The organism is Pseudogemmobacter sonorensis (genome assembly GCF_042762395.1).
In the GTDB taxonomy this organism is placed as follows: Bacteria; Pseudomonadota; Alphaproteobacteria; order Rhodobacterales; family Rhodobacteraceae; genus Pseudogemmobacter; species Pseudogemmobacter sonorensis.
Window position 1 is genome coordinate 16798 of the sequence record NZ_JBEFZE010000011.1, and the last position, 24880, is coordinate 41677.

Annotated in this window: 24 protein-coding genes and 1 tRNA gene; 13 read left to right on the top strand and 12 right to left on the bottom strand. The window is 68.7% G+C overall.

Features of this window, described 5'->3' with window-relative positions:
- Positions 1–209: 209 nt before the first annotated feature.
- Together rnd and ABNX41_RS10300 are read right to left on the bottom strand one after the other, a co-directional pair.
- Positions 210–1364, bottom strand: a complete 1155-nt coding sequence (gene rnd, locus ABNX41_RS10295; protein WP_438669642.1) for a ribonuclease D — start codon at positions 1362–1364, stop codon at positions 210–212.
- Between the two features lie 530 nt (positions 1365–1894).
- Entirely contained in the window at positions 1895–2305 is a 411-nt protein-coding gene (locus ABNX41_RS10300) for a hypothetical protein (protein WP_438669643.1), read from the bottom strand.
- A 175-nt stretch (positions 2306–2480) separates the two neighbouring features.
- Here ABNX41_RS10300 and ABNX41_RS10305 point away from each other — a divergent pair, with 175 nt between their 5' ends.
- Positions 2481–3023 (top strand): YbaN family protein, encoded by a 543-nt coding sequence (locus tag ABNX41_RS10305; RefSeq protein ID WP_438669644.1) that lies wholly within the window; start codon positions 2481–2483, stop codon positions 3021–3023.
- Here the strand turns inward: ABNX41_RS10305 and purN are convergent.
- Positions 2984–3574 (bottom strand): phosphoribosylglycinamide formyltransferase, encoded by a 591-nt coding sequence (purN, locus tag ABNX41_RS10310; protein WP_438669645.1) that lies wholly within the window; start codon positions 3572–3574, stop codon positions 2984–2986. The genes ABNX41_RS10305 and purN overlap by 40 nt on opposite strands.
- Complete coding sequence (gene purM, locus ABNX41_RS10315; protein ID WP_438669646.1) at positions 3571–4650, bottom strand: phosphoribosylformylglycinamidine cyclo-ligase; 1080 nt, start codon at positions 4648–4650, stop codon at positions 3571–3573. The genes purN and purM overlap by 4 nt, the downstream gene beginning before the upstream one ends.
- Before the next feature lie 286 nt (positions 4651–4936).
- Between purM and ABNX41_RS10320 the strand changes: the two genes are divergently transcribed.
- Together ABNX41_RS10320 and ABNX41_RS10325 are read left to right on the top strand one after the other, a co-directional pair.
- Positions 4937–5012 (top strand) — tRNA-Ile (locus tag ABNX41_RS10320).
- A 447-nt stretch (positions 5013–5459) separates the two neighbouring features.
- Positions 5460–6239, top strand: a complete 780-nt coding sequence (locus tag ABNX41_RS10325) for an ATP-grasp domain-containing protein (protein ID WP_438669647.1) — start codon at positions 5460–5462, stop codon at positions 6237–6239.
- A 338-nt stretch (positions 6240–6577) separates the two neighbouring features.
- Here the strand turns inward: ABNX41_RS10325 and ABNX41_RS10330 are convergent, their stop codons facing one another.
- Positions 6578–7438 carry an alpha/beta hydrolase gene (locus tag ABNX41_RS10330; protein ID WP_438669648.1) on the bottom strand — a complete coding sequence of 287 codons (861 nt, stop codon included), beginning with the start codon at positions 7436–7438 and terminating at the stop codon, positions 6578–6580.
- A 128-nt stretch (positions 7439–7566) separates the two neighbouring features.
- Complete coding sequence (locus ABNX41_RS10335; RefSeq protein WP_438669649.1) at positions 7567–8037, bottom strand: ankyrin repeat domain-containing protein; 471 nt, start codon at positions 8035–8037, stop codon at positions 7567–7569.
- A 461-nt stretch (positions 8038–8498) separates the two neighbouring features.
- On the opposite strand from ABNX41_RS10335, the gene ABNX41_RS10340 reads away from it, so the two are divergent.
- From ABNX41_RS10340 to ABNX41_RS10355, 4 genes are all read left to right on the top strand, one after another.
- Positions 8499–9962 (top strand): amidase, encoded by a 1464-nt coding sequence (locus ABNX41_RS10340; protein WP_438669650.1) that lies wholly within the window; start codon positions 8499–8501, stop codon positions 9960–9962.
- A 558-nt stretch (positions 9963–10520) separates the two neighbouring features.
- Positions 10521–11492: a Gfo/Idh/MocA family protein gene (locus ABNX41_RS10345; protein ID WP_438669651.1), complete on the top strand. Its 972-nt coding sequence runs from the start codon at positions 10521–10523 to the stop codon at positions 11490–11492.
- A complete protein-coding gene (locus ABNX41_RS10350; RefSeq protein ID WP_438669652.1) occupies positions 11489–12223 on the top strand; it encodes an acylneuraminate cytidylyltransferase family protein in 735 nt (244 codons plus the stop codon). The genes ABNX41_RS10345 and ABNX41_RS10350 overlap by 4 nt, the downstream gene beginning before the upstream one ends.
- Complete coding sequence (locus ABNX41_RS10355) at positions 12216–13037, top strand: SDR family NAD(P)-dependent oxidoreductase (RefSeq protein WP_438669653.1); 822 nt, start codon at positions 12216–12218, stop codon at positions 13035–13037. Before ABNX41_RS10350 ends, ABNX41_RS10355 begins: the two co-directional genes overlap by 8 nt.
- 30 nt (positions 13038–13067) lie before the next feature.
- On the opposite strand, the gene neuC is transcribed toward ABNX41_RS10355, so the two are convergent.
- The gene (gene neuC / locus ABNX41_RS10360; RefSeq protein WP_438669654.1) at positions 13068–14189 is read right to left on the bottom strand and encodes a UDP-N-acetylglucosamine 2-epimerase; all 1122 of its coding nucleotides are present in this window, start codon (positions 14187–14189) and stop codon (positions 13068–13070) included.
- 98 nt (positions 14190–14287) lie between these two features.
- Between neuC and ABNX41_RS10365 the strand changes: the two genes are divergently transcribed.
- The gene (locus ABNX41_RS10365) at positions 14288–15088 is read left to right on the top strand and encodes a glycosyltransferase family protein (RefSeq protein WP_438669655.1); all 801 of its coding nucleotides are present in this window, start codon (positions 14288–14290) and stop codon (positions 15086–15088) included.
- Positions 15089–15211: 123 nt separating this feature from the next.
- Here ABNX41_RS10365 and ABNX41_RS10370 read toward each other — a convergent pair whose 3' ends face one another.
- A complete protein-coding gene (locus tag ABNX41_RS10370; RefSeq protein WP_438669656.1) occupies positions 15212–16252 on the bottom strand; it encodes an N-acetylneuraminate synthase family protein in 1041 nt (346 codons plus the stop codon).
- An 85-nt stretch (positions 16253–16337) separates the two neighbouring features.
- A complete protein-coding gene (gene thpR / locus ABNX41_RS10375; RefSeq protein ID WP_438669657.1) occupies positions 16338–16901 on the bottom strand; it encodes an RNA 2',3'-cyclic phosphodiesterase in 564 nt (187 codons plus the stop codon).
- A gap of 268 nt (positions 16902–17169) precedes the next feature.
- On the opposite strand from thpR, the gene ABNX41_RS10380 reads away from it, so the two are divergent.
- Complete coding sequence (locus tag ABNX41_RS10380; protein WP_438669658.1) at positions 17170–17817, top strand: NUDIX hydrolase; 648 nt, start codon at positions 17170–17172, stop codon at positions 17815–17817.
- A gap of 1150 nt (positions 17818–18967) precedes the next feature.
- Positions 18968–19480, top strand: a complete 513-nt coding sequence (locus ABNX41_RS10385; RefSeq protein ID WP_438669659.1) for a DUF1178 family protein — start codon at positions 18968–18970, stop codon at positions 19478–19480.
- Positions 19481–20316: 836 nt separating this feature from the next.
- Here the strand turns inward: ABNX41_RS10385 and ABNX41_RS10390 are convergent.
- The 3 genes from ABNX41_RS10390 to ABNX41_RS10400 all read right to left on the bottom strand — a co-directional run bounded on the left by ABNX41_RS10390 (position 20317) and on the right by ABNX41_RS10400 (position 22267).
- Entirely contained in the window at positions 20317–20814 is a 498-nt protein-coding gene (locus ABNX41_RS10390; protein ID WP_438669660.1) for a MarR family winged helix-turn-helix transcriptional regulator, read from the bottom strand.
- A 756-nt stretch (positions 20815–21570) separates the two neighbouring features.
- The gene (locus ABNX41_RS10395; RefSeq protein WP_438669661.1) at positions 21571–21888 is read right to left on the bottom strand and encodes an FAD assembly factor SdhE; all 318 of its coding nucleotides are present in this window, start codon (positions 21886–21888) and stop codon (positions 21571–21573) included.
- On the bottom strand, positions 21878–22267 hold the full coding sequence (locus tag ABNX41_RS10400; RefSeq protein WP_438669734.1) for a helix-turn-helix domain-containing protein: 390 nt from the start codon (positions 22265–22267) through the stop codon (positions 21878–21880). The genes ABNX41_RS10395 and ABNX41_RS10400 overlap by 11 nt, the downstream gene beginning before the upstream one ends.
- A gap of 356 nt (positions 22268–22623) precedes the next feature.
- Between ABNX41_RS10400 and ABNX41_RS10405 the strand changes: the two genes are divergently transcribed.
- Genes ABNX41_RS10405 through ABNX41_RS10415 form a run of 3 tightly spaced genes read left to right on the top strand, consistent with a single transcriptional unit; the run spans position 22624 to position 24725 of the window.
- Positions 22624–23826 carry a pyridoxal phosphate-dependent aminotransferase gene (locus tag ABNX41_RS10405; RefSeq protein ID WP_438669662.1) on the top strand — a complete coding sequence of 401 codons (1203 nt, stop codon included), beginning with the start codon at positions 22624–22626 and terminating at the stop codon, positions 23824–23826.
- 28 nt (positions 23827–23854) lie between these two features.
- Positions 23855–24319, top strand: coding sequence for a bleomycin resistance protein (locus tag ABNX41_RS21980; protein WP_497883250.1), 465 nt, complete (start codon positions 23855–23857; stop codon positions 24317–24319).
- Positions 24309–24725: a hypothetical protein gene (locus ABNX41_RS10415; protein ID WP_438669663.1), complete on the top strand. Its 417-nt coding sequence runs from the start codon at positions 24309–24311 to the stop codon at positions 24723–24725. Before ABNX41_RS21980 ends, ABNX41_RS10415 begins: the two co-directional genes overlap by 11 nt.
- Positions 24726–24880 lie beyond the last annotated feature (155 nt).

Consider the following 24880-nt stretch of genomic DNA (forward strand, 5'->3'; position numbering starts at 1 on the left):
CAACGCTTGGTGGCCGCAGGACTTTTTCAGCAGCCTGCTGGCGAACAGCCTTCATCGGCGCACCGCAGTCTGACGGAATGCGAGACCGAACCGCCGCCCATGTCGGCCCCTTTGCGCCCGTGCCGGACCGTTTGCGCAAGGGCCGGAGCCCAAGCCGCCAAAGCCTGGCCCGGCGCCAGAGCATAAGCCCCCGCAGCCAGCGGCAAAGGTCAGAGCCGGACGATCCTGATCTCGGTCCCGCGCGCGGAAAGCGCGATCTCGCCCTTGCACAGGCGCAGGGCATCCTCGCCGAAGGCCTCGCGCCGCCAGCCCTTCAGCGATTCGACCTCGCGCAGCCCGGCCGCGATCGCGTCGAGGTCCGAGGACGGCGCGATCAGCCGCGGCGCCACGCCGAGGGATTCGGATTTCGCCTTCAGCAGCACCCGCAGCAGATCGGCCAGCGCGCCGTTCACCTGCGGCTGGTCGGCATGGGGGGCGGGCCTGGGCATGTCCTCGGGCCGCATCTCGACCCCGGCCTTGATCGCGGCGAGGATGCCCTCGGCGATCTCGGGCTTGCGCCCCTCGCGCATCAGAAGCCGCGAGCGGCCCAGCTCCTCGGCGGTCGAGGGTCGGGTCGAGGCCAGTTCCAGAAGCGCATCGTCCTTCATCACCCGCGAGCGCGGCACGTTCTGGGCCTGGGCATAGCTTTCGCGGAACCGCGCCAATTCCTTGACCACGGCCAGGAAACGCGCCGAGGTGGTGCGGGTCTTGATGCGCAGCCAGGCCTCGTCGGGGTGGGTGGTGTAGGTGGCCGGATCGGTGAGGATCGCCAGCTCCTCCTCGACCCAGGGGCCGCGCCCGTTCTTTTTCAACTGCCCCGCCAGCCATTCGTAGATCACCCGCAGATGGGTGACATCGGCCAGGGCATATTCCTTCTGCGCCGCCGAAAGCGGGCGGCGCGACCAGTCGGTGAAGCGCGAGGTCTTGTCGAGCCCGGCCTTGGCGATGCGGCGCACCAGGGTCTCATATCCGACCTGCTCGCCGAAACCGCAGACCATGGCGGCGATCTGGGTGTCGAAAAGCGGCTTGGGAAAAACGCCCCCCTCGACGAAGAAGATCTCCAGATCCTGGCGCGCGGCATGGAACACCTTGACCACGCTTTCGTCGCGAAAGAGGTCGTAGAGCGGGTCGAGCGACAGATCCCCCTCAAGCGGATCGACCAGCACCGCCTCGCCCTCGGCGCCCGGCAGGGCCATCTGGATCAGGCAGAGCTTCGACCAATAGGTGCGCTCTCGCAGGAATTCGGTGTCGAGCGTGACATAGGGCCCGGCCTTGGCGGCCTCGCAGAAGGCGGCGAGTTCTTCGGTGGTGGTGATCGTGCGCATCTTCGGCGTCGGTCCTTGGCTATGGGCGCGGGCTGTCCCGCAGCGGGCGGCGGGGATCGTCCCCGCGACCGTATGACCAAGGATTAGGGCCTGGGCAGCGGAATGGAAAGGCTTTCGCCGCAGGGGCCGGGACGATGGGGCAAAGGTGTTGCGGCCGCATGACGCACTCGGGGTCTGAGCGGGTGGCCGGGCGGGCTTTGGGCAGGCGACCGGATGGCGCGGGCCTGGCAGCGGTGGCCCGGCGTCGAGGGAGCGGGGCGAGGGCCGCGGCGGAGCATGTCGCGGGGGCTGAGGAACCGCAGGGCATGCCCTCGGGCGGCATCACCGGCCGACATCGCGGAGCGATCGTTCCGGGACCGTCGTCCTGGGCCCGGCGTCACGGCAGCATGGTCACGGGGCCGTGGTCACCGGACCAATATCGCGGGGCCAATATCACTGGGCCTATATCGCGGGATCGACGACCAGGGATCGACGGGCCCGGGGGCCATCGTCGCGGGGCCGGTGCCACGGGACCACCGCCCGGGCCCCGGTCACAAGGCAGCATCGCGCGGAGCAGGCGGCTTTCGGCCATGGCGCGCGGCCAGATGGCGCAGGAAGGCCTCCACCTCCTCCTCGCTATAGGAAAGGATCCTGCCGATCTCGTGCTCGCGTGCCGGATCGATCCCCGGCATCCCGGGTTTCAGAAGCTGCCTGAGCCGCAGCGCATCGCCCTCGAACCCGTCGCGGAACACGATCCAGGCGAAAAAGACCCGATCCCGCAGAGAGAACTGCGGGAATTTGAAGAGGCAAAAGCCCTCGGCCAGGATCTCCTCCAGCCCCTCGGGTTCGATCTCGGAAAACAGCGCGACATTCTTGCGCCCCTCGCGCATGAGCGCGAATTCCCGCCCCTCATGCGGGCCGACGCCTTGCGGCAGAACCGGATTTCGCTTCTGTTCGGTCATGGGACGGCCCGCTCCTGTTCGGCGCCGGGCCCATCCTAGCGGCCCCGGAGCAGCGGCGGAAGACGGCCCGGCGGAGGTCTTCGACCAGGCGAGCGTCCGGCCAAGCGAGGGTCAAGTCTAGCGGGGCCCCGTCAAACGAAGGCCCCAAACGAAGGCCCCAATCGAAGGAAGGCACATGCGTCTGATCTGGATCTCTTGCGGGATGGCCGCGCTCGGGCTGGGCGCGCTCGGGGTGGTGCTGCCGCTGCTGCCGACCACGCCCTTCGTGATCCTCGCCGCCTGGTGTTTCGCCAAATCCTCGGAGCGGCTGCATGCGAAACTGCTGGCGCATCCGGTCTTCGGCCCGGCGATCCGCGACTGGCGCGATCATCGCGCCATTCCGCGCCGGGGCAAGCAGGCGGCGGTGATCGCCATGGCGGCGGCCTTCGGGCTGAGCCTTGTGATGGGCGTGCCCGGCTGGGCGCTGGCGGCGCAGGGGGTGGTTCTGGTGGTGATGGGAAGCTGGATGCTGACCCGCCCCGATCCGCCGCCGCATCGCGAAGGCCCGGATCCCGACGCCGCCCGGCCGCTGCCCCTGCCGGAAGCGGCGGAAACAGGCACTGGGGACAATCGGACGGCGGTATCGACGGGGGCCGAGGAGACGGGGTTCCAGGGAACGGGGGCCCAGGGAGTGGGACCTCAGGGCAGGAACACCGGCGCCCGCACCCCCGAGGCATAGCGGCGCAGCACCTGCGGATAAAGCCGATGCTCCTCGACCAGCACGCGCGCGGCCAAGCTGTCCGCGCTGTCGCCGGGCAGGACCGGCACCCGCGCCTGGCCCAGGATCGGGCCGTCGTCCAGCACCGCCGTCACCTCATGCACCGTGCAGCCCGCCTCGGCATCGCCCGCCTCAAGCGCGCGGCGATGGGTGTGCAGCCCCGGATATTTCGGCAAAAGCGAGGGGTGGATGTTCAGCATCCGCCCCTCGAACCGGGCGACGAAACCGGGCGTCAGCACCCGCATGAAGCCCGCAAGGCACAGGATATCGGGCCGGGCAGCCTCGATATGGGCCAGAAGCGCGGCCTCGAACCCCTCGCGATCCTTGCCGAAAGGGCGGTGGTCCACCGCCGCCGTGGCGATCCCCAGCTCGGCCGCCCGCACCAGCCCCGCCGCGCCCGGGTCGTTCGCCGCGACCAGCACCGGCCGCGCCGGATGATCCCCGGTCATCGAGCGCACCAGCGCCAGCATGTTCGACCCGCCCCCCGAAATCAGGAGCGCGACGCGCTTCACAGCAACCGGCCCTTGTAGACGACCGGCGCCCCCCCGGGCCCGGCGGCGGCGATGCGGCCAAGGCGGGTCACCGCCTCGCCTTCCCCGGCCAGCAGATCGGCGATGGCATCGGCGCGGGCCGGATCGACCACCAGGATCATGCCGATGCCGCAGTTGAAGGTCTTGAGCAACTCCGGCTCGGCCATGTTCGCCGTCTCGGCCAGCCAGCGGAACACCGGCGGCAGGGCGAAGGCGTCCAGGTCGATCTCGCAGGCCAGCGGCGCCTCGCCCTCGGGCAGCAGGCGCGGCGGGTTCTCGGTCAGGCCGCCGCCGGTGATATGGGCAAGCCCATGCACCCCCCCCGCCCGGATCGCCGCCAGCGCGGGCCGGACGTAAAGCCGGGTCGGCGCCAGCAGCGCCTCGCCCAGCGAGCCCTCGGCCCAGGGACAGGGCGCGTCCCAGCCAAGGCCCGACAGTTCGACCACCTTGCGCACGAAGGAATAGCCGTTGGAATGCACACCGTTCGAGCCCAGCCCGAGGATCACGTCGCCCTCGGCCACGCCCGAGGGCAGCGCCTGCCCCCGCTCCATCGCGCCGACGGCGAAGCCCGCAAGGTCGAAGTCGCCCGCGCGATACATGCCCGGCATCTCGGCGGTCTCGCCCCCGATCAGCGCGCAGCCCGATCCCGAGCAGCCCGCGGCGATGCCCGAGACGATCCGCGCCGCCTGATCGACATCCAGCTTGCCGGTGGCGAAATAATCCAGGAAGAACAAGGGCTCGGCCCCCTGGCAAACCAGGTCGTTCACGCACATCGCCACCAGGTCGATGCCGATCGTATCGACATTTCCGGTGTCGATGGCGATGCGCAGCTTGGTGCCGACGCCATCGGTCGCGGCGACGAGGACCGGATCGGAATAGCCCGCGGCCTTGAGGTCGAAGAGCGCACCGAACCCCCCCAGCCCGCCCAGGACGCCGGGCCGCGCCGTGGCCTTGGCCGCGGGCTTGATGCGGTCGACCAGCCGGTTGCCCGCGTCGATATCGACCCCCGCCTCGGCATAGGTCAGCCCGTTGTGCCCCTTCACCCGACCCTCGCCCATCCGCCCGATCCCCGCTGAAATCCGTTCGCCGCCCCCTTACGCGCTTTGTCCGGCCCGCGCAACAAACGAGAGCGCCGAGGCATCCCCTGGGGCCGGACGCGGCCCGCCGCCCTCGGGCTCAGCCCGCCTCGCTCGATCGCCCAACTCGACCGCCCCGCCCAATCGCCCCGCCCTGTCGCAAGGCATGTTGACCCCGCCCCCGCATCTGGCTTAGGCAGGGGCGGGGCCGCGCCGGAAGGGTCCCCGGACAGGTCCCAAGGGGATGGTCCGTAAAGGGTCCTCTCGGGGGCGCGTAGCTCAATGGTCAGAGCAGGGCGCTCATAACGCCTTGGTTGGGGGTTCAAGTCCCTCCGCGCCTACCATTCCAACCCGTTGCCAACTTGCCAACAAGGCATAAGCATGCACGTTTTGGCGATTTTCATGCACACCCCTATCAAGTGAAATCTTCCCGATTGGACCGGGCGTGTGCAGGCTGGCTCGAACGGCCCCGTTGTCTGGTCGTTGAAAGTTGCTTTGAGCCCATTGCGGACGGTCGTCTATATTCTGACAAACCACTCCATGGCTGCCAGTGAGCAGCCCAAAATGAGAATAATAACCAGAAGCGCAAACCTGAGGCTCCGCCACCTCACATGTTTTTGGATGTAGTCCCCAATTGCAGCCAGCAATATTTCCATGATGAAACCTCAGCTTCCACAGCCCTCGATGATATAGAGGCAGTTCAAACGTCCGCAATGAACCCTTAACTGTCATTGGCTTCCCGGCGGGCATGTGCTCTGTGGATTGGCGATCAGCACAGGAACTGGAACGAGATGCAGTGGATTCTTCAGCAGTTCGAAGACACTGAAAAGCTGGCGGATGCGCTTGACCGATTGGGCATCCCTTACTCGTGGCATAAGGTTGTTCCGTTTGTCGGCGAGCTTGTTCCCGAGCCTGAAGTGCGCGACCATAGATCCGTGGTGATGTTCGGTTCCTACACTCTGTGGCGGTATGCGGAGGCCAAGAACCTGCATCCCGGCGTTTTTCGGATTGCGCCGTTCGTCCATGAGAAACCTTGGCAGCCCTTCATGCTCAACGGTCCAGATGCAATATTTCTTCAGGTCAGCGAGATCGAGGCAAAGCTGGCTGACGATGGTTGTCATTGGTTCATTCGTCCGGTGGCCGACAGCAAGGAGCAGGCAGGAAGCGTTAAAGCTGCTGCTGAGATTCGCGAGATCGCCCGCAAGGTCATGGTCCTCGACGCAGACGAGATACCCCATGGCTCGCTGCGGCCAGACACGCTGATGATGCTGACCCCACCCGCGCGCATTCACAAAGAGTGGCGCATCTGGATCATAAATGGGGCTGTCGTCACCTACTCTCTATACAAGGAAGGGACGCGGGTGACGTATCGCCACGAGATCGACGACGATGCTCTGGACTTCGCCCGGATGTTGGCCGGGTTGAACGAGGGCTACTCACCAGCATACGTCATGGACATCTGCCGCACTGGAGAAGGCCTGCGGCTGGTTGAGACGAACTGCATCAATGCCGCCGGATTCTACGCGGCTGATCTTGCGAAGCTTGCCGAGAAGATTAACGGGATGGCCTGAAGCTGACATTACGCGACCGACAGCTTCGTCCGCATAGCCGCCCTTCCCGATCAAGGTGTGCGTGCTTATGCCGTGGGCCTGCAGGCCTATGCTTCTGTGCCCGCGAAATCCCCCATTAAGACTTTGAATCCAGTTCAGACTTCTCGATCAAACTTTAGGAAATTGATTCGGGTCTGCAGACTTGTGCCGTATCGGCACATCGCCGCCCCCTGCCCGCCGCCAAGGCGCAAGTGCCCGGCTTTCGGGGTTTCCGCGCCTCCCCTGTCGGGTGAAGGCTGCGACGCGCGACCCTCATGGCCAAGGGGCGGCCAAGCGCCAGCCGCCCGGTCAAGGTCCGATCAGGCGCAGCCGAGATGGCGGCGCAGAGAGAGCAGGACCTCGGCGGGGCGTTCCTCGACCAGGAAGTGCCCGGCATCGACGCCATGGCCCTCGGCCCGGGGGAACCACTTCCGCCAGGCGTCGAGCGGGTCGAGATGATGCGCCACCACGCCCCTGTTTCCCCACAGGATCAGGCAGGGGATGTCGCTGGTCCGCCCCAGATCGGCGCGGTCGTGCTCCAGATCCGTGCTGGCCGCGGCGGTATAATCCCCGCACCAGGCCGCGACCACCGCCGGGTTGCGCGCCGCCCGCTCATATTCCGCAAGCGCCCCGGCCGCGAAAAGCTCTTTCGCGCCGGAAAGGCCGATCAGCGCCGAATGCAGGAACCCCACCGGATCGCCGTTGATCAGCCGCTGCGGCATCTCGCCGGGTTGGGCAAGGAAAAGCCAGTGATAATAGCGCCTTGCCAGCCAGTCATCCATGGTGCGCCAGACATCCAGCGTGGGCAGGATGTCGATCAGCGCGGCCGAGCGCACCGCATCGGGGTGGTCCAGCACCATCCGGTGCGTGGTGCGGGCGCCGCGATCGTGCGCGATCACATGGAAGTTCGGATGGCCCAGATGCCGCATCAGCGCAACCTGATCCCGCGCCATGGCGCGGAAGGTGAAATCGTCGTCCCGGGCGATGGAATCGCCGTAGCCGCGCAGATCCGCCACCACCACCCGGTGTGACCGCGCGAGGTCTTCGGCGATGACATGCCACATGGCATGGGTCTGGGGATAGCCGTGCAGCAACAGAAGCGGATCGCCGCGTCCGCCCACCCGCGCCCGGATCGTCGCGCCCGGCAAGGCGATGTCGATTTCCTCAAAACCTGCGAACAAGGCGACCCTCCACTGTGGCAAGCTCGGTCCTGGACCATCCTGCGACGATCCGCGACCGGGTCAAGCCGTGATCCGAGCGGAACCGGCGCGCGGGACCGCAGGGATCCGCGCCGCCCGGGCGGCCGACGTCAACGGCCCTCCAGCACCTCCTCCGGCACCCCCTCCGGCACCCGGAGGAATTCAGGGTCTCCGCCCGGCATGCGCGCGATATCAAGCCCCGTCTTGCGGTCTTGCGACCGGGCGGCCTGATCGGCCCCGGCCTCCAGCAGCGATATGACGACGTTGGGGCCGTTCTCCTGGCCCATCGTCGCCGCGATCGGCGGGGTCCGGCCGCGCTGGTCCCTTGCCTCCAGATCGGCGCCCCGGGCGGCGAGGATCGGCACCGCATCGGGATCGGTGACCAGATGGAGAATGGTCATGCCCTCGTCGTTGGTGCTGTCGATCCCGGCGCCATTGGCCAGCAGCAGGTCGAGGATCTCCACCTCGAAACAAAGGTCCTGCAATTGCATCGGCTGGAAGCCGAACGCCCCGACCGAAGTCGCAAGCCCCGGATCGAGGCGCAGCATCCCGCGCAGCATATCGGTATCGCCCCAGGCCACGGCATCGTGAAACCTCGCGCCCCAAGCTCCGGGCTTTGCGCCTCGGCGGTCGGCGGAGCGGCCCAGGCGACGAAAAGACCCAGGAGGACGGCCCATATCCCGCGCATGATGCTCTCCCGCAAGCGTCCTGTCGGCAATCCCTGCCAGAGCCCGGGGGCCACCGCCATCTACGTGCGGCGGCGGGCGGCGGTCCCCCGGTCAGGCCGGGCGAAGACGCATCATGGCGCCCGAGATCCGCGCGACGAGGCGCTGAAGGCGATGCGGCGCGAAGGCCCAAGCCCTGCGCCCGGCCGGGGGCCTGCTCTTTCGTCGCGGCGGGTGTCGCGCGCTTCGCAGCCGCGCCCGACCGGGGGCACGCCCTGCCCCGCATTCCGGCGCTGCCGGAGCGGGCTGGACCTTTGCCCCGCCCGCGCGCCACCATGGCGCCCAGGGCATCGGACGCGGCACGGGGGAATCACGCGATGATCGGCGATCTGGGGGCAGGCGACGCGACCGAACTTGCGCAACTGGTCGCGAAGGGCGATGTCAGCGCCGGGGAGTTGCTCGACGCCGCCCTCGCCGCGGTCGAGGCGCGCAATCCCGCGATCAACGCGGTCGTGCTGGTGCAGGAGGCGGCGGCGCGGCGCGCCATCGCCGAAGGACTGCCGCATGGCCCGTTCCGGGGCGTGCCGTTCCTGCTGAAGGACCTGGGCTGCGAGGCGGCGGATTTTCCCAGCCATGGCGGCTCGCGCCTGCTGGCCGACACCCGGCACGCGGGCGACAGCAACATCTTCCGCCGCATCCGCGCCACCGGCGTCACCACTTTCGGGCGCAGCACCAGCCCCGAATTCGGCATCGGCACCGCCACCGAAGCCGCCGTCTACGGCGGGCCCACGCGCAATCCGTGGAACCTGTCGCATACTCCGGGCGGGTCCTCGGGCGGGGCGGCGGCGGCCGTGGCGGCGGGGATCGTGGCCTTCGCGCATGGCTCGGACGGCGGCGGATCGGTGCGGATCCCGGCGTCGAACTGCGGGCTTTTCGGCTTCAAGCCCACCCGCGCGCGGCTGCCCGACGGGCCCTTCTCGGGCGAGGGCTGGGCGGGCATGGCCATCGACGGCTTCCTGACCCGCTCGGTGCGCGACAGCGCGGTCATGCTGGACGCCTGCGAGGGCGCGGACCTGGGCGCGCCCTACGTCGCGCCTCCGCTGGCGCGCGGGCATGCGGCGGCGATCTCGCGCCCGCCGCGCCGGTTGCGCGTCGCGCTTTGCGACACCCGTTTCGACGGCGCCCCGATCCACCCCGAGGTGGCCGGGGCGGTGCGGGACGCGGGGCGGCTGCTGGAAGGCCTGGGCCATCACGTCTTCCCCGCCCGCCCCCGCGCCGATTTCGCCGCGATGATGCGGGCCTGGACCGATATCGTCGGCATCGGCACCGCACTTTCGATCCGCCAGGCGCTGAAGGGTCGTGATCTGACGCCCGACCGGCTTCCCGACCTGGTCGAGGGCGTGGCGCGCGGCGCCCTGGCCCATGCCGAAACCCTGCATCCCACACGCTATCTGGAGGCGGTCGAGGCGATCCACGACTTCGGCCGCGAGATGGCCGGGTTCTTCGCCCCCGAAGGCGATCCCCACCCGCCCGAGATCCTCTTGAGCGCGACTTTGGCCGAGCCCCCGGCCCGGATCGGCCGGTTTTGCCATGCGACCGAGGATTACCTCGGCTTTCGCACCGGGCCGGGTGGGGTCTTCGACTATTCACCCTTCACCGCGGTCTTCAACGCTTCGGGCCAGCCCGCCGCCTCGCTGCCGTTGGGCTGGTCGGGGGAGGGACTTCCCATCGGCGTGCATCTGGCGGCGCGTTTCGGGGGCGACGAGGATCTGATCGCGCTTTGCGCGGAGATCGAGCATGCCGCGCCCTGGCGGCTGACGAGGGCGCCGATGGCGGGGTGACCCGGGCGGGAATGGTCTCGATCAGGGGCGAAGGGCCGAGGGGGCTCCCGCCCCCGTCGCGGGCCGTAGCCGACCCGCGACTCCCCCGGGGATATTTGGGCCAAGATGAAAGACCAAAAGGCAGAAGGCGGCCGGAAGGGAACGGTTGCGGGTGTTTCGGCAGCTTTCTGTGGCGCCGCCCGGGCGCGCGCCGGGGGGGGATGAGCGGGGCGGTTGGGCACTTGCTTCAGCGGGCGGCGACCGGGGGGATTCGCTGCGAAACACCGTCGCAGGCCGCCGGAAGGCGATCCGGTGTTCGGGCGGGCTGGGGATGCGGGATGCGTTCGCTCGGCCCGACCGCGAGGTCGGAACCGGGCCGGGGGCGCCTCGGGCGCCATGCGCAACCTTGGCGACCTGCCGCGCAGGGCGGGTCGATCGGTCGGCGGGTGCGGAGGTCGGTTTCGGATTTGGCCGGGCCGGACCGGGGCTTGGCCCGGCCCCGCCGCTCTGCCGATCCCGCCCTCTGGCGAAGCGCGGTCGTTCGCGCTAGGTCTCGGGCAAGGGCCGGAGAGGAGCGGGATGATGGCAGTCAGGGTGCTGGTGGTGGGGGCGGGCTCGATCGGGCAGCGCCATCACGCCAATCTGACCGCGCTTGGCGCCGAAAGCCGCCTGCGCGGCTGGCGCGGCTATGGCGCCGAGGGGTTCGCGGCCGAGATCGGCGAGGTCGACGCCGCCGTGATCGCCACCGCGACCGAGATCCGCCTGCCGCTGATCGAGGCGGCGGCGCGGGCGGGAAGGCCGCTTTACATCGAAAAGCCGCTCGCCGCCTCGCCGCCCGAGGTCGAGGCCATCGCCCGCGCCACCGCTCCGGTCGCGGCGCGGTCGATGCTGGGCTATATGATGCGCTATCACCCGGCCTTCCGGACGCTCGCGCAGCGCGACCTGTCGGATGTGTTCCAGTTCTCTTTCGCGATCGGCCATGACGTGACGCAATGGCGCCCGGGCTGGCGGTTCGCCGACAGCTATGCCGCGCGCGAAGTCGGGGGAGGCGTGCTTCTGGACCTGTGCCACGAGATCGACATGGCGGCCTGCCTGTTTCCGGGGCTGTCCCTGGGCGCGGTCGAAAGCCACGGGATCCGCGGCTTTCCCGGCGTGGATGCGGCGACGCGGATCGGGCTTTGGCGCGCGGGCGTCCCGGAGCGAGCCCGGGAAGTGGCGCTGGCCGGAGAGGTGGCGATGGACTACCTGACGCCCCGCCTTCACCGCCGGGCGATCCTGCGCGGCTGGCGGGCGGCCCTTGATTTCGACTTCGCCGCCGGGCGCTATCAGATCGCCGACGGCGCGGGGGCGCATCTGCTCGACCTGCCGCTGGAGCGCAATGCCATGTTCATGGCGATCATGGGCGATTTCCTGGCCCTGGTTCAGGGGCGCCCCGTCCTGGGCGTCGAGCATATGCCGCGGCTGGACCTGGCGCTGCCCTCGGCGCGGCTGGTGGCCGAGGCCCGGGCGGCGCGGCGTTTCATCGGCGACATCGGCAAGGAGATCCAATGATGCCAGATCGGGCAAGGGGGCTGGTTCTGGGCCATATCGGGGCGCGCGGCGGCTCGAAGGGCGTCAGGCGCAAGAATTTCCGCCCCATCGCGGGCAAGGTGCTGATCGACTGGTCGCTCGACCAGCTTTTCGCCCATCCGCAGGTGGATACGGTGGTGGTCTCGACCGATGATGCCGAGATCTACGACCATGCGGTGGCGCGCGGCGCGCTGAGGATCGGGCTGCGGCCCGCGCATCTCGCCACCGACAGCGCCGGGAAATGGGGGGTCTGGCAGCATGCGCTTGAAGTGTCCGAGCCGCTGCTGACCGGCCCGGTCGGGGCGTTCCTCGACCTCGACTGCACCTCGCCCCTGCGGCGGGAGAGCGACATCACCCGGGCGCTGGCGCTGTATTTCGACCAGCGCCCCGACATGGTCATGTCCTGCTGCGAGGCACGCAAGAACCCCTATTTCAACCTGGTCGAACCCGATACGACCGGCGCGCTGCATGTGTCGAAACCCCTGCCCGGGGGCGTGGTCGCGCGCCAGCAGGCACCGCTGGTCTACGAACACGCCGCCTCGACCTACGTCGTCGCGCCGGAGTATCTGCGGCGCGCGCAAGGCCTGTGGGAGGGTCGGGTGATCCCCTATCTGATGCCGCCCGAGCGTTGCGTCGACATCGACAGCCCGCTCGATTTCGAGATCGTGGAATTCCTGCTGCAAAAATCCCTGAAGGGGGAAGAACATGCCTGAACAAAGCAAATCCGAACATCTCAGCTCCGGGCAACTCCGGGGCCGCACCGTCTTCATCACCGGATCGGGCGGCGTGCTGGGATCAACCTATGTGCGCCGGATGCTGGCCGAGGGCGCGCGGGTGATCGGATCCGACCTGCCCGGCCCCCGGGCCGAGGCGCTGCGCGAGGCCCATGCGGGCAACCCCGATTTCCGCTTCTACGAAGTTGATGTATCGGATGAAGATCAGATCACAACCATCTTCCAGCGCATAGAAAAAGACGGGTGGGAACCCAATGTCGTCCTCAACAATGCCGCCATCACCGGCGAGTTGCTGATGGGCGCGGGCAAGGGCTTTCCCGATTTCGCCGACCTGACCACGGCGGATTGGGAAAAGACCATGCGCACCAATCTGACCGCCCCCTTCATGGTGGCGCGGCAGATGGACCGCGACATCGTCGGGCGCCGCCCCTGCACGCTGATCAACGTGGCCTCGATGTATGCGCTGAACGGCGCGCATCACCGCATCTACGACGGCATGCCGTTCAAGAATTTCTCGGCCTACGGCGTGTCGAAGGCGGGGATCCACGGGCTGACGCTGTGGCTTGCGGGCTATTGGGCCGATCGCGGCGCCACCGTGAACACCATCGCCCCCGGCGCGGTCTTCAACGGCCATTCCGAGGAGTTCCAGCGCCGCGTGGGCGAGTTGATCATGCTGGGCCGCATGGCGAAACCCGACGAGATCGCCGATGCGATGCTGTTCCTGGCCAGTCCCGCCGCGGGCTACATGACCGGGCAGTTGGTCAATGTGGATGGCGGCTTCTCGGGCTGGTAGGGCCGTTTAGACCCGTTCGGGAGGGGGGCCTCAGCCCGCGTCCCGGAACGCCTTTTGCAGCGGCCGCGCCCAGAAGGCCTCATCCGCCAGAAGCCGCACGAAGCGGTCCGCCGCCCGCCCCTCGCCGAAGCCCGCATGGCGCGGATGCGCCCTGCCCCATTCCCGCTCCAGAAAGCCCAGGATCCCCGCCCGGTCGAAGGCCGTGACCGCCGTGACCGAGCCCGCGTCCGAGCGGTTCGACTGCCGTGTCCCCACATCCAGCGAGGGCACGCCCAGGAACGGCGCCTCGCGCACCCCGGCCGAGGAATTGCCGACCATGCAGGCCGCATGTTTCATCAGTTCCGAGAAATGCGCGAACCGCATCGAGGGCAGCACCCGGAACCGCGCCCCGGGCAGGTGCGAGATCACCTCGAAAATCCCCTCCGAGCCCGGGTCGTTGTTGGGCGCGATCACCACGAAGCGGCGGCCCGAGGCCTCAAGCGCCTCGAACAGCGCGCGGGCCTGCGCCGCCATGCTGGCCTGTTCCGAGGTGACCGGATGGAAGGTCACGATGCCGTAATCCTCGAAAGGGATGGCATAGCGCGCCCGCACCTCGTCCAGCCCCACGCCCGAGGGCCGGGCGTGGAAATCCAGTTCGGGCGAGCCGATGACATGGATCACGTCCTCGGGCTCTCCAAGCGCCATCACCCGCCGCTTCGCCGCCTCGGAGGAGACGAAGTGATGGGTGCAGAGCTTGGTGTTGCAATGGCGGAACACCTCGTCGATGGTGCCCGAGACCTCGCCCCCCTCGATATGGGCCGAGCGGATGTAGTTCGTAGCCGAGACCAGGGCACCCGCCATGGCCTCGATCCGGTCGCCATGGATCACGATCAGGTCGGGGCGGCGCTCGGCGACGTAATCGGAAAAGCCGGTCACGGTCTTGGCCAGCACGATGTCCTGCGGATCCCCCGCCCGCTGGTTGAGGAACTCATGCACCTCGACCCCCGGCATCCGCCGCACCTCGTTCGCGGTCAGCCCGTAGCGCGCCATCATATGCATGCCGGTGACGAAGAAGCCGACCCCCAGCCCCGCATCGCGCGCCGCCGCCGCCAGCGGCTCAAGCTTGCCGAAATCGGCACGGGTGCCGGTCAGGAACAGGATCTGGCGGGTCATATGGGCAAGTGTCCGTCCTTTGATGATCAGGCCGATATGGACAGCGCGACCCGGATTGTCTAGCCACGGCGCATCGGCAGACAGCAAACGGCACCGGCATGACCACGACCAGCACCGTCCCCAGAACCGTCCTTTGCATGAAATGGGGCACGGTGTTTCCAGCCGATTACGTCAATGTGCTGTTCAACGCCTGCCGCGCCGCAACGACCCGTCCCTTCCGCTTCGTCTGCCTGACCGACGATGCCGCCGGCCTTCTGCCGGGGATCGAGGCGCTGCCGATCCCCGACATCGGCCTGACCCAGGCCGAATGGCGCGCTCCGGGGGTCTGGCCCAAGCTCGCGCTCTATCTGCCGGACCTGCATGGCCTGCGCGGGCGCTGCCTGTTCATCGACCTCGACATGATGGTGCTGGGCGGCCTTGACGAGATGTTCGACCGGCCGGGCGAATTCATCACCACCGACATGGGCGAGGGCTGGCGCCCCGGCGGCCGACCGGGCGCCGCGCCCGAGCCGGGCACCTGCGTCTTCGCCTTCGATTTCGGGCAGGAGAGCCGGATCCTCAATGCCTTCCTGGCCGACAAGGCCCGCGCCATGCGCGACTTTCAGAACGAACAGGATTTCGCCGGCGCCCATGCCCGCAGCATGGCCTTCTGGCCCGAGGGCTGGGTGATCAGCTTCAAGCGCCACCTGCGTCGGCCGATCGGGATCGACCTGCTGCTGGCGCCGAAACGCCCGCCCGAGGGCACCCGGATCCTCGCCTTCCACGGCACGCCCCGCCCGATCGCGCTGATCCCGGAGCGCGCGGGTTTCTGGGACCGCTTTCCCCATATGGGACATGGCCAGGTGGGCTGGCTGCGCGACTACTGGATCAGCCATGGCGGCCGGATGCCGCCGTTCTGACCGCGGCCCCGGGCCCGCCCGAAGCCGCCCCGTCCCCCGCGATCCGGCGGGTCATCGCGCAAGGCAAAGGCGATACGCCGCCTTGCGCGCCTGGGGTCGCCGGGGCCGCACCCGGCGCGAGGATCACGCCAGATCGCTCCATTTCAACTGGGTGTTGCGGGTGACCGCCCGGGTCAGGCGGCGCCCGACCACCTTGTCGAAATCATAGCCCGCGATCTCGCCCGAGCCGGGGCGGCGCGCCCAGATGTCGGCTTCGGCGATGACATGGCCCTCGGGCAGGTCGCGGTCGGCGACGACGCTGGCGCGGGCGAAAAGATAGACCGGCTCCTCGGCGCGGCTGCGGGCCTTGGGGTTGTTCGCCGCCACCCAGATCTCTCGCGCGCGGTCGATCAGGAAGCGCAGCTCCGCCGGATCCATCGAATTGATGATGTCGGGCCCCTTGCGATAGCGCGAGTCGGTATAGTGCCGCTCCAGGATCGAGGCGCCGAGCGCGACGCTCGCCAGCGCCATCTCGGGCCCGACGGAATGGTCCGAAAAGCCCACCACCCGGCCCGGGAAAGCCTCGCGCAATTCGGTCACGCCGCGCAGGGACACGATCTCGGGCGGGCTGGGATAGAGGTTGGTGCATTCCAGCAGCGCATATTCCACGCCCGAGGCGTCCAGGATCTCGACGCTGGCGCGGATGGTCTCGATGGTCTGCATGCCGGTGGACAGGATCACGGGCTTGCCCTTCCTGGCGATGTGGCGGATCAGCGGCAGGTTGTCGGCCTCGCCCGAGCCGATCTTGTAGGCCGGCACGTCGAGGGTTTCGAGAAAATCCGCCGCCGCGCGCGAAAACGGCGTCGAGATCCAGATCATCCCCAGGCTTTCGGTATGGCGCTTGAGCTCGGCCTCGTCTTCCCGCGACAGCGCGCAGGCGGCCATCACGTCCCAGATCGAGACATCGGCATTGGGCGGGAAGATCCGCTTGGCCTCCTCGGTCATCTCGTCTTCAAGGATATGGGTCTGGTGCTTGATCATCTCGCAGCCCGCGCCCGCGGCCAGCCGCACCATCTCCTTGGCGACATCGAGGTCGCCGCCGTGGTTGATGCCGATCTCGGCGATGACAAGGGGCGGATGGTCGGGGCCGATCTGACGGCCCGCGATGGTGATCGAACGGCTCATGACGGCCCCCTCTTGCGGCTTCGAGCCCTGCCTGGCGCAGGGCGCGCTGATCGTGCCCCCCTGCTGCCCGAGGGGGCGGGTCTTGTCAAGAAATCCCCCCCTCCTCCCCGGCAAGGGGATAGCGGGCCAGCACCTCGTATCCGGCCCCATCGGCACGCAGATGCGACCGCCACAGCACCATCTCGCGCACCGGCCAGGGCCCGGCGCGGAACCCCATGGCCCCGGCCATGGCGCGCTCCAGCCGCATCGCCGCCTCGGGCCCCGGCGGGGCGAAGCGGCCCAGCGTGACATGCGGGACGAAGCGGCGCGCGGGCAGGTCGCAGCCCGCCCGCCGCGCCGCCTGCGCGACCCTGGCCTGAAGCGCCGACAGCGGCGCCGAGGGCGGGACCAGGGCATGGACCGCGCGCGGCGCGGCGCCGCCGAAACTGCCGAAGCCCTGGATCCCGATCTCGAAAGCGGGCGCGCGCAGCCCCGCGAAGGCCTCATGCGCCGCCTCCAGCACATGGTCCGGGCGCGCGCCCAGGAAGGCGAGCGTCAGGTGGAAGCCCTCGGGATCGACGGCGCGCGGCAGCGGCAGCAGGAATTGCTGCACCGCCAGCGCCTGCCGCAGGCCCGGCGGTGGCTCCAGCCCGATGAAGCTGCGGATCATCTGCGCCCCCCTTTCCCTGGCGCCCCCCATTCTTCCAACCACCCCCGCCCCCGATCTGACCTTTTTGCGATCGCTTCGGCGGATTTCCGGCGCGATTCAGTCTTGATTCATCAATATCTGGTGTTTTGACTGTGAATCCACCAAAGTCGGTGCCATTCTTTACGGAACCGGCGTCCCGGACGGCGTTTTTGTCATGTGGTTTCAATAAACAGTCCACCCCCGCCAAGAGGGGGCCCCGCCGCGCGCGGGGGCTGAATGTCAGGGTATCATGAGCAGTTCCAGTCTTTCCAAAGCCAGCCCGCCGCCAGAGGGCCAGGATGTAACCCAGACCCAGTTCGCCGCCCTGTGCTGGCGGATGCATGGTGGCGCGCCCGAGATCTTGCTGATCACAAGCCGCGACACCGGGCGGTGGATCGTGCCCAAGGGCTGGCCGATGAAGGGGCGCAGCCCCTCGGGCGCCGCGGCGCGCGAGGCCTGGGAGGAAGCGGGCGTCGAGGGCGAGGTCTCGGACCAGGCGATCGGGCGCTACAGCTACGACAAGGTGCTGCGCCGCGCGCAGAGCCTGCCCTGCGAGGTGCTGGTCTATCCGCTGCGCGTGCGCCGCCTGACCGACGACTACCCCGAACGCCGCCAGCGCCGCCGGAAATGGTTCAGCCCGGGCAAGGCCGCACGCAAGGTCGCCGAGCCCGAGCTGCGCGCGCTGCTGGCCGGGTTCCGGGGGCTGGAAGACCAGGCCGGAGGCGACCCCGACGCCGCCAAATCCGCCCAGGGCAAGGCGGCGGCTGCGGGCAAGGCAGGATCTGCGGGCAAGGCAGAGGCCGCCCCCGATGCCACGCCATCGGCGCCCAAGCCTTCGGAGGCCGCGCCATCCGAGGCTCCGGCCGTCACGCCCTCGGGGATCGCGGCAGAGGCCTGAGACCACGACGCTCGGGACCCCCGCGCCGGTCGCGGATCCCGGGACAGGTCGCATGACAAGGATCCCGCGACAGCGAGCCGCCAAGGCGCGGGACGCGGGGGCACGGGACCGGCGGGCACGCGACCCGGGGGCATTCGGCCGCGCAGGCATATGCGCCCGGAGACACATCTCGCCCCGCGACACGCGGCGCAACATGCGGCACGAGAGCCGACAACCCCACGGGTGCCCGGGCTCGCTTCTCGGACGCCCGGGCTAGCGCCCTGCCCCGCAACCATTCCCGGCAAGTGCCTCAAAGCGCAAAGGCCCGCGTCGGAGAGCTTCATCTGCCCCGGCCCACAGGCGGACGCATTGGTCGCCGACCTCATCAGGCCAGAACCGTCGAGGGAAAGACCGGAAGCCCCTCTCGATCCAGAACCGTCAGTCCCGAACCGTCGGACAACGGACCGGCAGGCACTGGCAGCCGTCGGCGCCGAAGGGCCGTCGAGACCGGAGGGCGTTAGCAGGCTGCTGAAAAAGTCATGTGCAACCGCAGCTTACGTCAAAAAACAGGAAATTCGACCGATAGCGCGCCAAAACAGGCCGTTTTCGGTTCAATTTTCTATCGTGTCGGAAAGATTTTCGCTTCAAGACCGCCCCAAAATACTTTTTCAGCAGCCTGTTAGAAGCCCAAGGCCCATCGCGGTCGGAAGACCATCGAAACCGGGGAAGCATCCCGTCTCATCCTCTCCCGGGGACAGGACCGCCAAACCATGTCCCGCGCCGGAGCCCGGCCCTGAACGACCGGACCCTGAACCACCTGAGCCCTGTGAAAGACCGATGGCCCAGAAAGAGCCGAGGCCTGAAAAGACCGAAATCCTGAAAAGACCGGAGCCTGAAAAGACCGGGGATTGACCCCGCGCGCGGAGTGATTAGCTTTGGTGCCTCGCGCGGCGCTCGCGGCTGAGATCATGGCTGGGATCGCGGGTAGGGTCGGGGGCGCCTCCCGGTCCTGCCGTCGGCTTGTGTCCCGCGCCGGAGGGCGGCGGTGCCGCAAGGCGAAGGGGCGCCGCCATGAAGCAGGAAGCCCGGCCCGCCCGAAGCGGCCGCGGGCGAGGGTCGGCAGAAAGCGCGGCGGGGCAGGAAGCCCGCCGGAAGGAAACAGGACGCAGGGATGATCCGCTACGCCTTGACATGCGCGCTCGGCCATGGGTTCGAAAGCTGGTTCGCCAGTGCCAAGGCCTTTGCCGGTCTTCAGGCGGCCGGGCATCTCGCCTGCCCGGTCTGCGGCTCGGACAAGGTCGAAAAGGCGCTGATGGCGCCCGCGCTGCGGGTCTCGCGCGGTGCGGGAATTGCGGCCGGGCCCGCAGAACCGGGGGCGGAGCCTGGCGATGCGGAGGGCGGCGCCCGGGCGGAAAAGCACAAGGCGGTGCAAGGGTCGAAGCCCGACCTGCGCCACCCCGGCACCGATCTGGAGCGCGCCCTGGCCGAGCTTCGCCGCCAGGTCGAGGCCAATTCCGAACATGTCGGCGGCAATTTCGTTGCCGAGGCGCGGCGGATCCATGCCGGAGAGGCCCCCGAGCGCGCGATCCACGGCGAGGCCCGGCTGGACGAGGCCCGCAAGCTGGTCGAGGACGGGATCCCCGTCACCCCCCTGCCCTTCCCGTCCAGCCGCAAGACCAACTGAACCGGGACGGCCCCCGGCGGTTTCCGGGCGCGGGGCCAACGCGCAGGTTGGTTAAAAGTATTTTGGGGTCGTCGTGAGACGGAAGTCACCCCCGGAAGCCGCATCTTTCGGAGCGAGACCGAACCGATTTCCCGGCTCCCCCCGGAAGCCCGAGCCGCCGCATGACTTTTCAGCAGCCCGCCAAGCGGAGAGGCCGCTCGGCACACTCTGGACGCGAAACCAGCCGGGCTGGAGCAGGTCGGCCACGGGGCGGTTCCCGGACGCAAACGCGGTCGGCTGTCGGCGCGCAAGTCCGACTGCTCTCGAAGCCGCCGGGCGGCGGCACTGTCTCGCTCGATCCGGGGCGCACTGGCCCCGCCCGTATGATACAATGGCCACGGCAGGCCGGGGACAACCCGCAGCCTTCCCGATACATCGCCCCGAAACGCCAATCCGCTGCGCCAAACCCGAAGCCTGCCCTGATGGAGCCCGGCCTCCGGCCGCCATGGCGTGTCAGGGTATCGTCCTCGGGCGCGACGCCTGAACCCCAGGCGATCCGGGAGAAGCGAGGGGCAGGCGCTTAGGCCATCCGCGCAGGCTAGGCGCTCCGCCCCGGCACTCGGGCAAGGGGCGGGTGGGCAACGACGACAGGTCCTGCCGACCACTCCGGCAGGCCGATGAAAAATTTGGCACGGCCCCGAGGCGGAAATTTTCCCTGCATCGCCAATGATCACTGCGGAAACCGCATATCTTGGCCCCCTACCGGACCAATTAACTGATTTTCCGCGCAAGCCGACGCCGCTGCACGACTTTTTCAGCAGCCTGCAGATGCAACAACGACAGATGCCGCGCCCGGCTCAATAGATGTAGCGGATCTGCTCGCTCCAGAACCGCTCAAGACGCTTGAGCGAGGTGTTGATCTCGTCCATCCCGCTGGCGTCGACAAGGCCGCGCCGTTCGAACCCCTCGGCATGGCGGGCGAAAAGCCCGGCCAGATGGGCGCGCACCCGCCGCCCCTTCTCGGTCAGCCGCACCCGGACCGAGCGGCGGTCCACCTCGGACCTCTGGTGGTGCATATAGCCCAGATCGACCAGTTTCTTCAGATTGTAGCTGACGTTGGAGCCCTGGTAATAGCCGCGGCTTTTCAATTCGCCCGCCGTCACCTCATTCTCGCCGATGTTGAAAAGAAGCAGCGCCTGGACCGAGTTGATCTCAAGGATCTGGAGCCGCTCGAACTCATCCTTGATGACGTCGAGCAGCAATCTGTGCAGGCGTTCGACCAGCGCCAGATTGTCGAGATAGCAAGAGAGGAACGCTTTTTGCGAGCCATCGAGAAGCGGTTGATGGAGGGACATGGCTTTCTCCGCCTGAAACACAATGAGGGGCAGAATCGGCACAAAGCGCAAACATTTCGTAAACTCGTGCGAAAAGTCGCGATATTTTCGCCGTGCCAGCCCCATCTGCCCCGCCCCATCTACCCCGCACAGCCGGCGGCGCGGAAATGATGGCGCCCGGGCCAGGGCCGGGCCGGTCGATCCGGCAACCGCCGCTGCCGCGCGCGAAACGGGTAATCTGCAGGGCCGACGGTCAATGCGGCCGGGCATCGAAAGGATAGCACTCCGCCCCCCGGGACGGATGGCTGGCCGGGGCGGTCGCGGTGAACGGTGACCTGCAATGCCTGCCGCTCGCCATGCTCCGCCGCAGTCGCCGGGGCGTGGAGGGGGCAGCATCCCGGCTTGGCACGGTCTAGCGGGCTCCCGCCGCGGAGGCGCGGAAAGCGGGTGACTGCGGGGGCGGAAGCCAATCCCCCGGCCGTAAAAGCCGGGCATGAAAGGGATAACCGCGGGCCCAAGGCCGACAGGGCCGCCACATGCGGGTGGTGACCTGCAGGGAATGGCCGAGGCTGTGTCAAAACTCGGAAGCGGTAAAATCGTTCAGAACGGCTTCCCTCCGGGGTCGCCCGGCACGGAAAAGATCGGAATATTTTCACGCCATTCCCGTGGCAACAGAACGATGCCCCGCCCCGGCTGCCACTCGACCGGGCTTTGACACAGCCTCGGCCCAACCCTTCCGCCGCTCCGCGCGCGAAGGAAATGGTCCGGGCCCGGGCGCTAGCCGTTCTGCCGCCGCAGCCGCGTCTTTGCGAAGGTGGCGACCTCGTCCAGCACCGGGCGGATCCAGTCCGGCGCGGGGGCGGTGCCGAGGATCCAGGCCATCAGATCCTGGTCGTTCTCGGTCAAAAGCCGGTCGTAGAGGCGCAGCGCCGCCTCGTCCATCCCGGCCAGCCGCGCATCGGCGAAGGGGCCCAGGACCAGGTCCATCTCCTTGGTGCCGCGCCGCCAACTGCGCATCCGCATCCGCTTGAGCCGCGCCTCGCCGGTCTCGTCCGCATCGCCCGCCTTCTCGCCGATCGCCCGATCAAGCGTCATCCCGTCCCTCCCGCCGCAGCACCAGCCGCAGCCGCTTTTCCACCCTGGCGATCTCTTGCGCAAGCCCGTCGGCGCGCAGATGCAGCCGCGACAGCTCGGCCAGCGCCTCGATCGCCGCCGGGCGCAGATCGGCATCGCCCCCGTCGCCGGGCGCGTCGCCGGGCGCGTCGGGCCCCTCGCCCTCGGCTGTCAGCAGCCAGCCGGGCGAGATATCGAGCAGCCCGGCCAGCATCCACAGCCGGTTGCCGCGCGGCTCGGCCATGTCGTCCTCCCAGGCCTGGAGCGTGGAAAGCCTGACGCCAAGGCGCCGCGCAAGCTCTTCCTGGGTCAGCCCGGCGGCCTCGCGCGCGCCTGCGAGCCGGTCGCCGAAGGTGGCCACCTCGTCCGAGAACCAGCCGCCGGGCTGCGCCGCGCCGCCATCCGGGCCGCCGGAAGCCCCGCCGTCTGCCTCGCCATCATGTTCCGCACAACCATGTTCCACACCGCCGCGCGGCCCGCGCCCGGCCCGGCCCGGATCCGCCGAGCGCCCTGGTCCGGGCCTGCCGCTTTCCGCCATCTCGCCTCTCCTTCGCGCCGATACCGCTTGTATGAATGCGGGGCGAAGCCTAAGACCGATGCGCGAAAAACACAAATCCCGCGCCCCCGGGCGCCAGTCCCGCGCCTCTGGCGCCCCACAGTCCCGCGCCTCTGGCGCCCCATAGTCCCGCGCCCCCGGCGCCCCAGCGGAGCCCCGTCATGGCCTTCCTCTCCGACACCCTCGCCCGCGTGAAGCCCTCGGCCACCATCGCGGTGACCAACAAGGCGCGCGAACTGGCCGCCCAGGGCCGCGACGTGATCGGACTGGGCGCGGGAGAGCCGGATTTCGACACCCCCGAACATATCCGCGAGGCGGGAAAGCGCGCCATCGACGCGGGCAAGACCCGCTATACCGCCGTCGACGGCATCCCCGAGCTGAAAGCCGCGATCTGCGCCAAGTTCCTGAAGGAAAACGGCCTGACCTATGTGCCGCAGCAGGTCTCGGTCGCGACCGGCGGCAAGCAGATCCTCTACAATGCCTTCATGGCCACGCTGAACCCGGGCGACGAGGTGGTGATCCCCGCGCCCTACTGGGTCTCCTACCCCGACATGGTGCTGCTGGCGGGCGGCACGCCGGTCACCGTCACCGCAAGCCTCGCGACCGATTTCAAGATCACCCCCGAGGCGCTGGAAGCCGCGATCACGCCGCGCACGAAATGGTTCATCTTCAACTCGCCCTCGAACCCCTCGGGCGCGGCCTATTCGCGGGCCGAACTGAAGGCGCTGACCGATGTGCTGCTGCGCCATCCCCAGGTCTGGGTGATGACGGACGACATGTATGAACATCTGGTCTTCGACGATTTCGAATTCGTCACCCCCGCGCAGGTAGAGCCCGCGCTCTACGACCGCACGCTGACCTGCAACGGCGTCTCGAAGGCCTATGCGATGACGGGCTGGCGCATCGGCTATGCGGCGGGGCCGCTGGCGCTGATCAAGGCCATGGCGAATGTGCAGTCGCAATCGACCTCGAACCCCTGCGCGATCAGCCAATGGGCCGCGCTAGAGGCACTCAGCGGGCCGCAGGATTTCCTGCCGGGCTTCCGCGCCGCCTTCCAGCGCCGCCGCGATCTGGTGGTCGGGATGCTGAACGCGGCCCCGGGCCTGACCTGCCCGAAGCCCGAGGGCGCCTTCTACGTCTATCCCGACATTTCCGGCTGCATCGGCAAGACCAGCCCGCAGGGCACCCGCATCACCGATGACGAGGCCTTCGCCACCGCGCTTCTGGAGGAAGAGGGCGTCGCGGTGGTCTTCGGCGCGGCCTTCGGCCTGTCGCCCAATTTCCGCGTGAGCTACGCCACCTCGGACGAGGTCCTGCGCGAGGCCTGCACCCGCATCCAGCGCTTTTGCGCCGCGCTGGTCTGAGCCGCCCGGGCGCGCGAGGGGAAAGACCATGGCCGACAGGATCACCGCCAACCTGCCAAGCCGCGATTTCGCGGCGACCATCGCCTTCTATGCCGCTCTGGGCTTTTCGACCGATTTCCACGACGAGGGCTGGCTGATCCTGAAACGCGGCCCGCTGGTGCTGGAATTCTTCCCGCATCCCGAACTCGATCCCCGCGCAAGCTGGTTCTCGGCCTGCGTCCGGGTCGACGAGCCGGAGGCGCTGCCGGCCGAATGGCGCGCGGCGGGCCTGCCCACGGACCACCGCGCGATCCCCCGGCTGACCGGCTTTTTCAAACCCGGCACCGCGCCGCGGATGTTCGCGCTGGTGGACGGGGACGGCTCGCTGCTGCGGGTGCTGGACAATGGCGATACTCCCGATTCCGATACGGACGATCCCGATACGGGCGATCGCGATGTGGGCGAGACCGGGGAAAACGACGCGACAGGAGGCGCTCAGAAAGATGCCGGGTGACCTGCCGGAGCATTACTTCCGCATCCGCGAGAACGGCGCGGCGGTGTTCCGCGTCGATACCGAGAACCGCCAGCGCCGGATCGAGCTGGACGAGATCGCCATGGTCAATGTCCGCAACGGCAATATCAAGCCTCATGGCGATGCCGAACTGACCCAGGCCGATCTCGACGCGATCGCGGACTGGCTGGCCGAGCGCCGCGCGCTGCTGGAACGGCGCGAGACCGACGACATCCTGCGCACGGTGGATCACCTGAACCTGACCACCCATTGGGCGCAGTCGCGCGCGACGCCCGAACAGCTTGAGCGCGTGACCGACGCGCTGCTGCTCGCGATGCACGACCTGCGCAGCACGCTCGTGCGCAAGAAGGCCGAACGGCTGCTGCAAGGCGACGGATCCGACGCCTGATCCCTCCGCCCTGCCGTGCCCGCCCGCGTGATCGGCCCCGTCCTGCCTGCGACCGGTCACGCCACATCCGGCCCCGCGGCGCCCGGCCCTGCCGGGCCCGGCCGCTCCAGGTCCCGGATCGCTCGCCCTCGCGACAACGGATCCCCCCTCCCGGC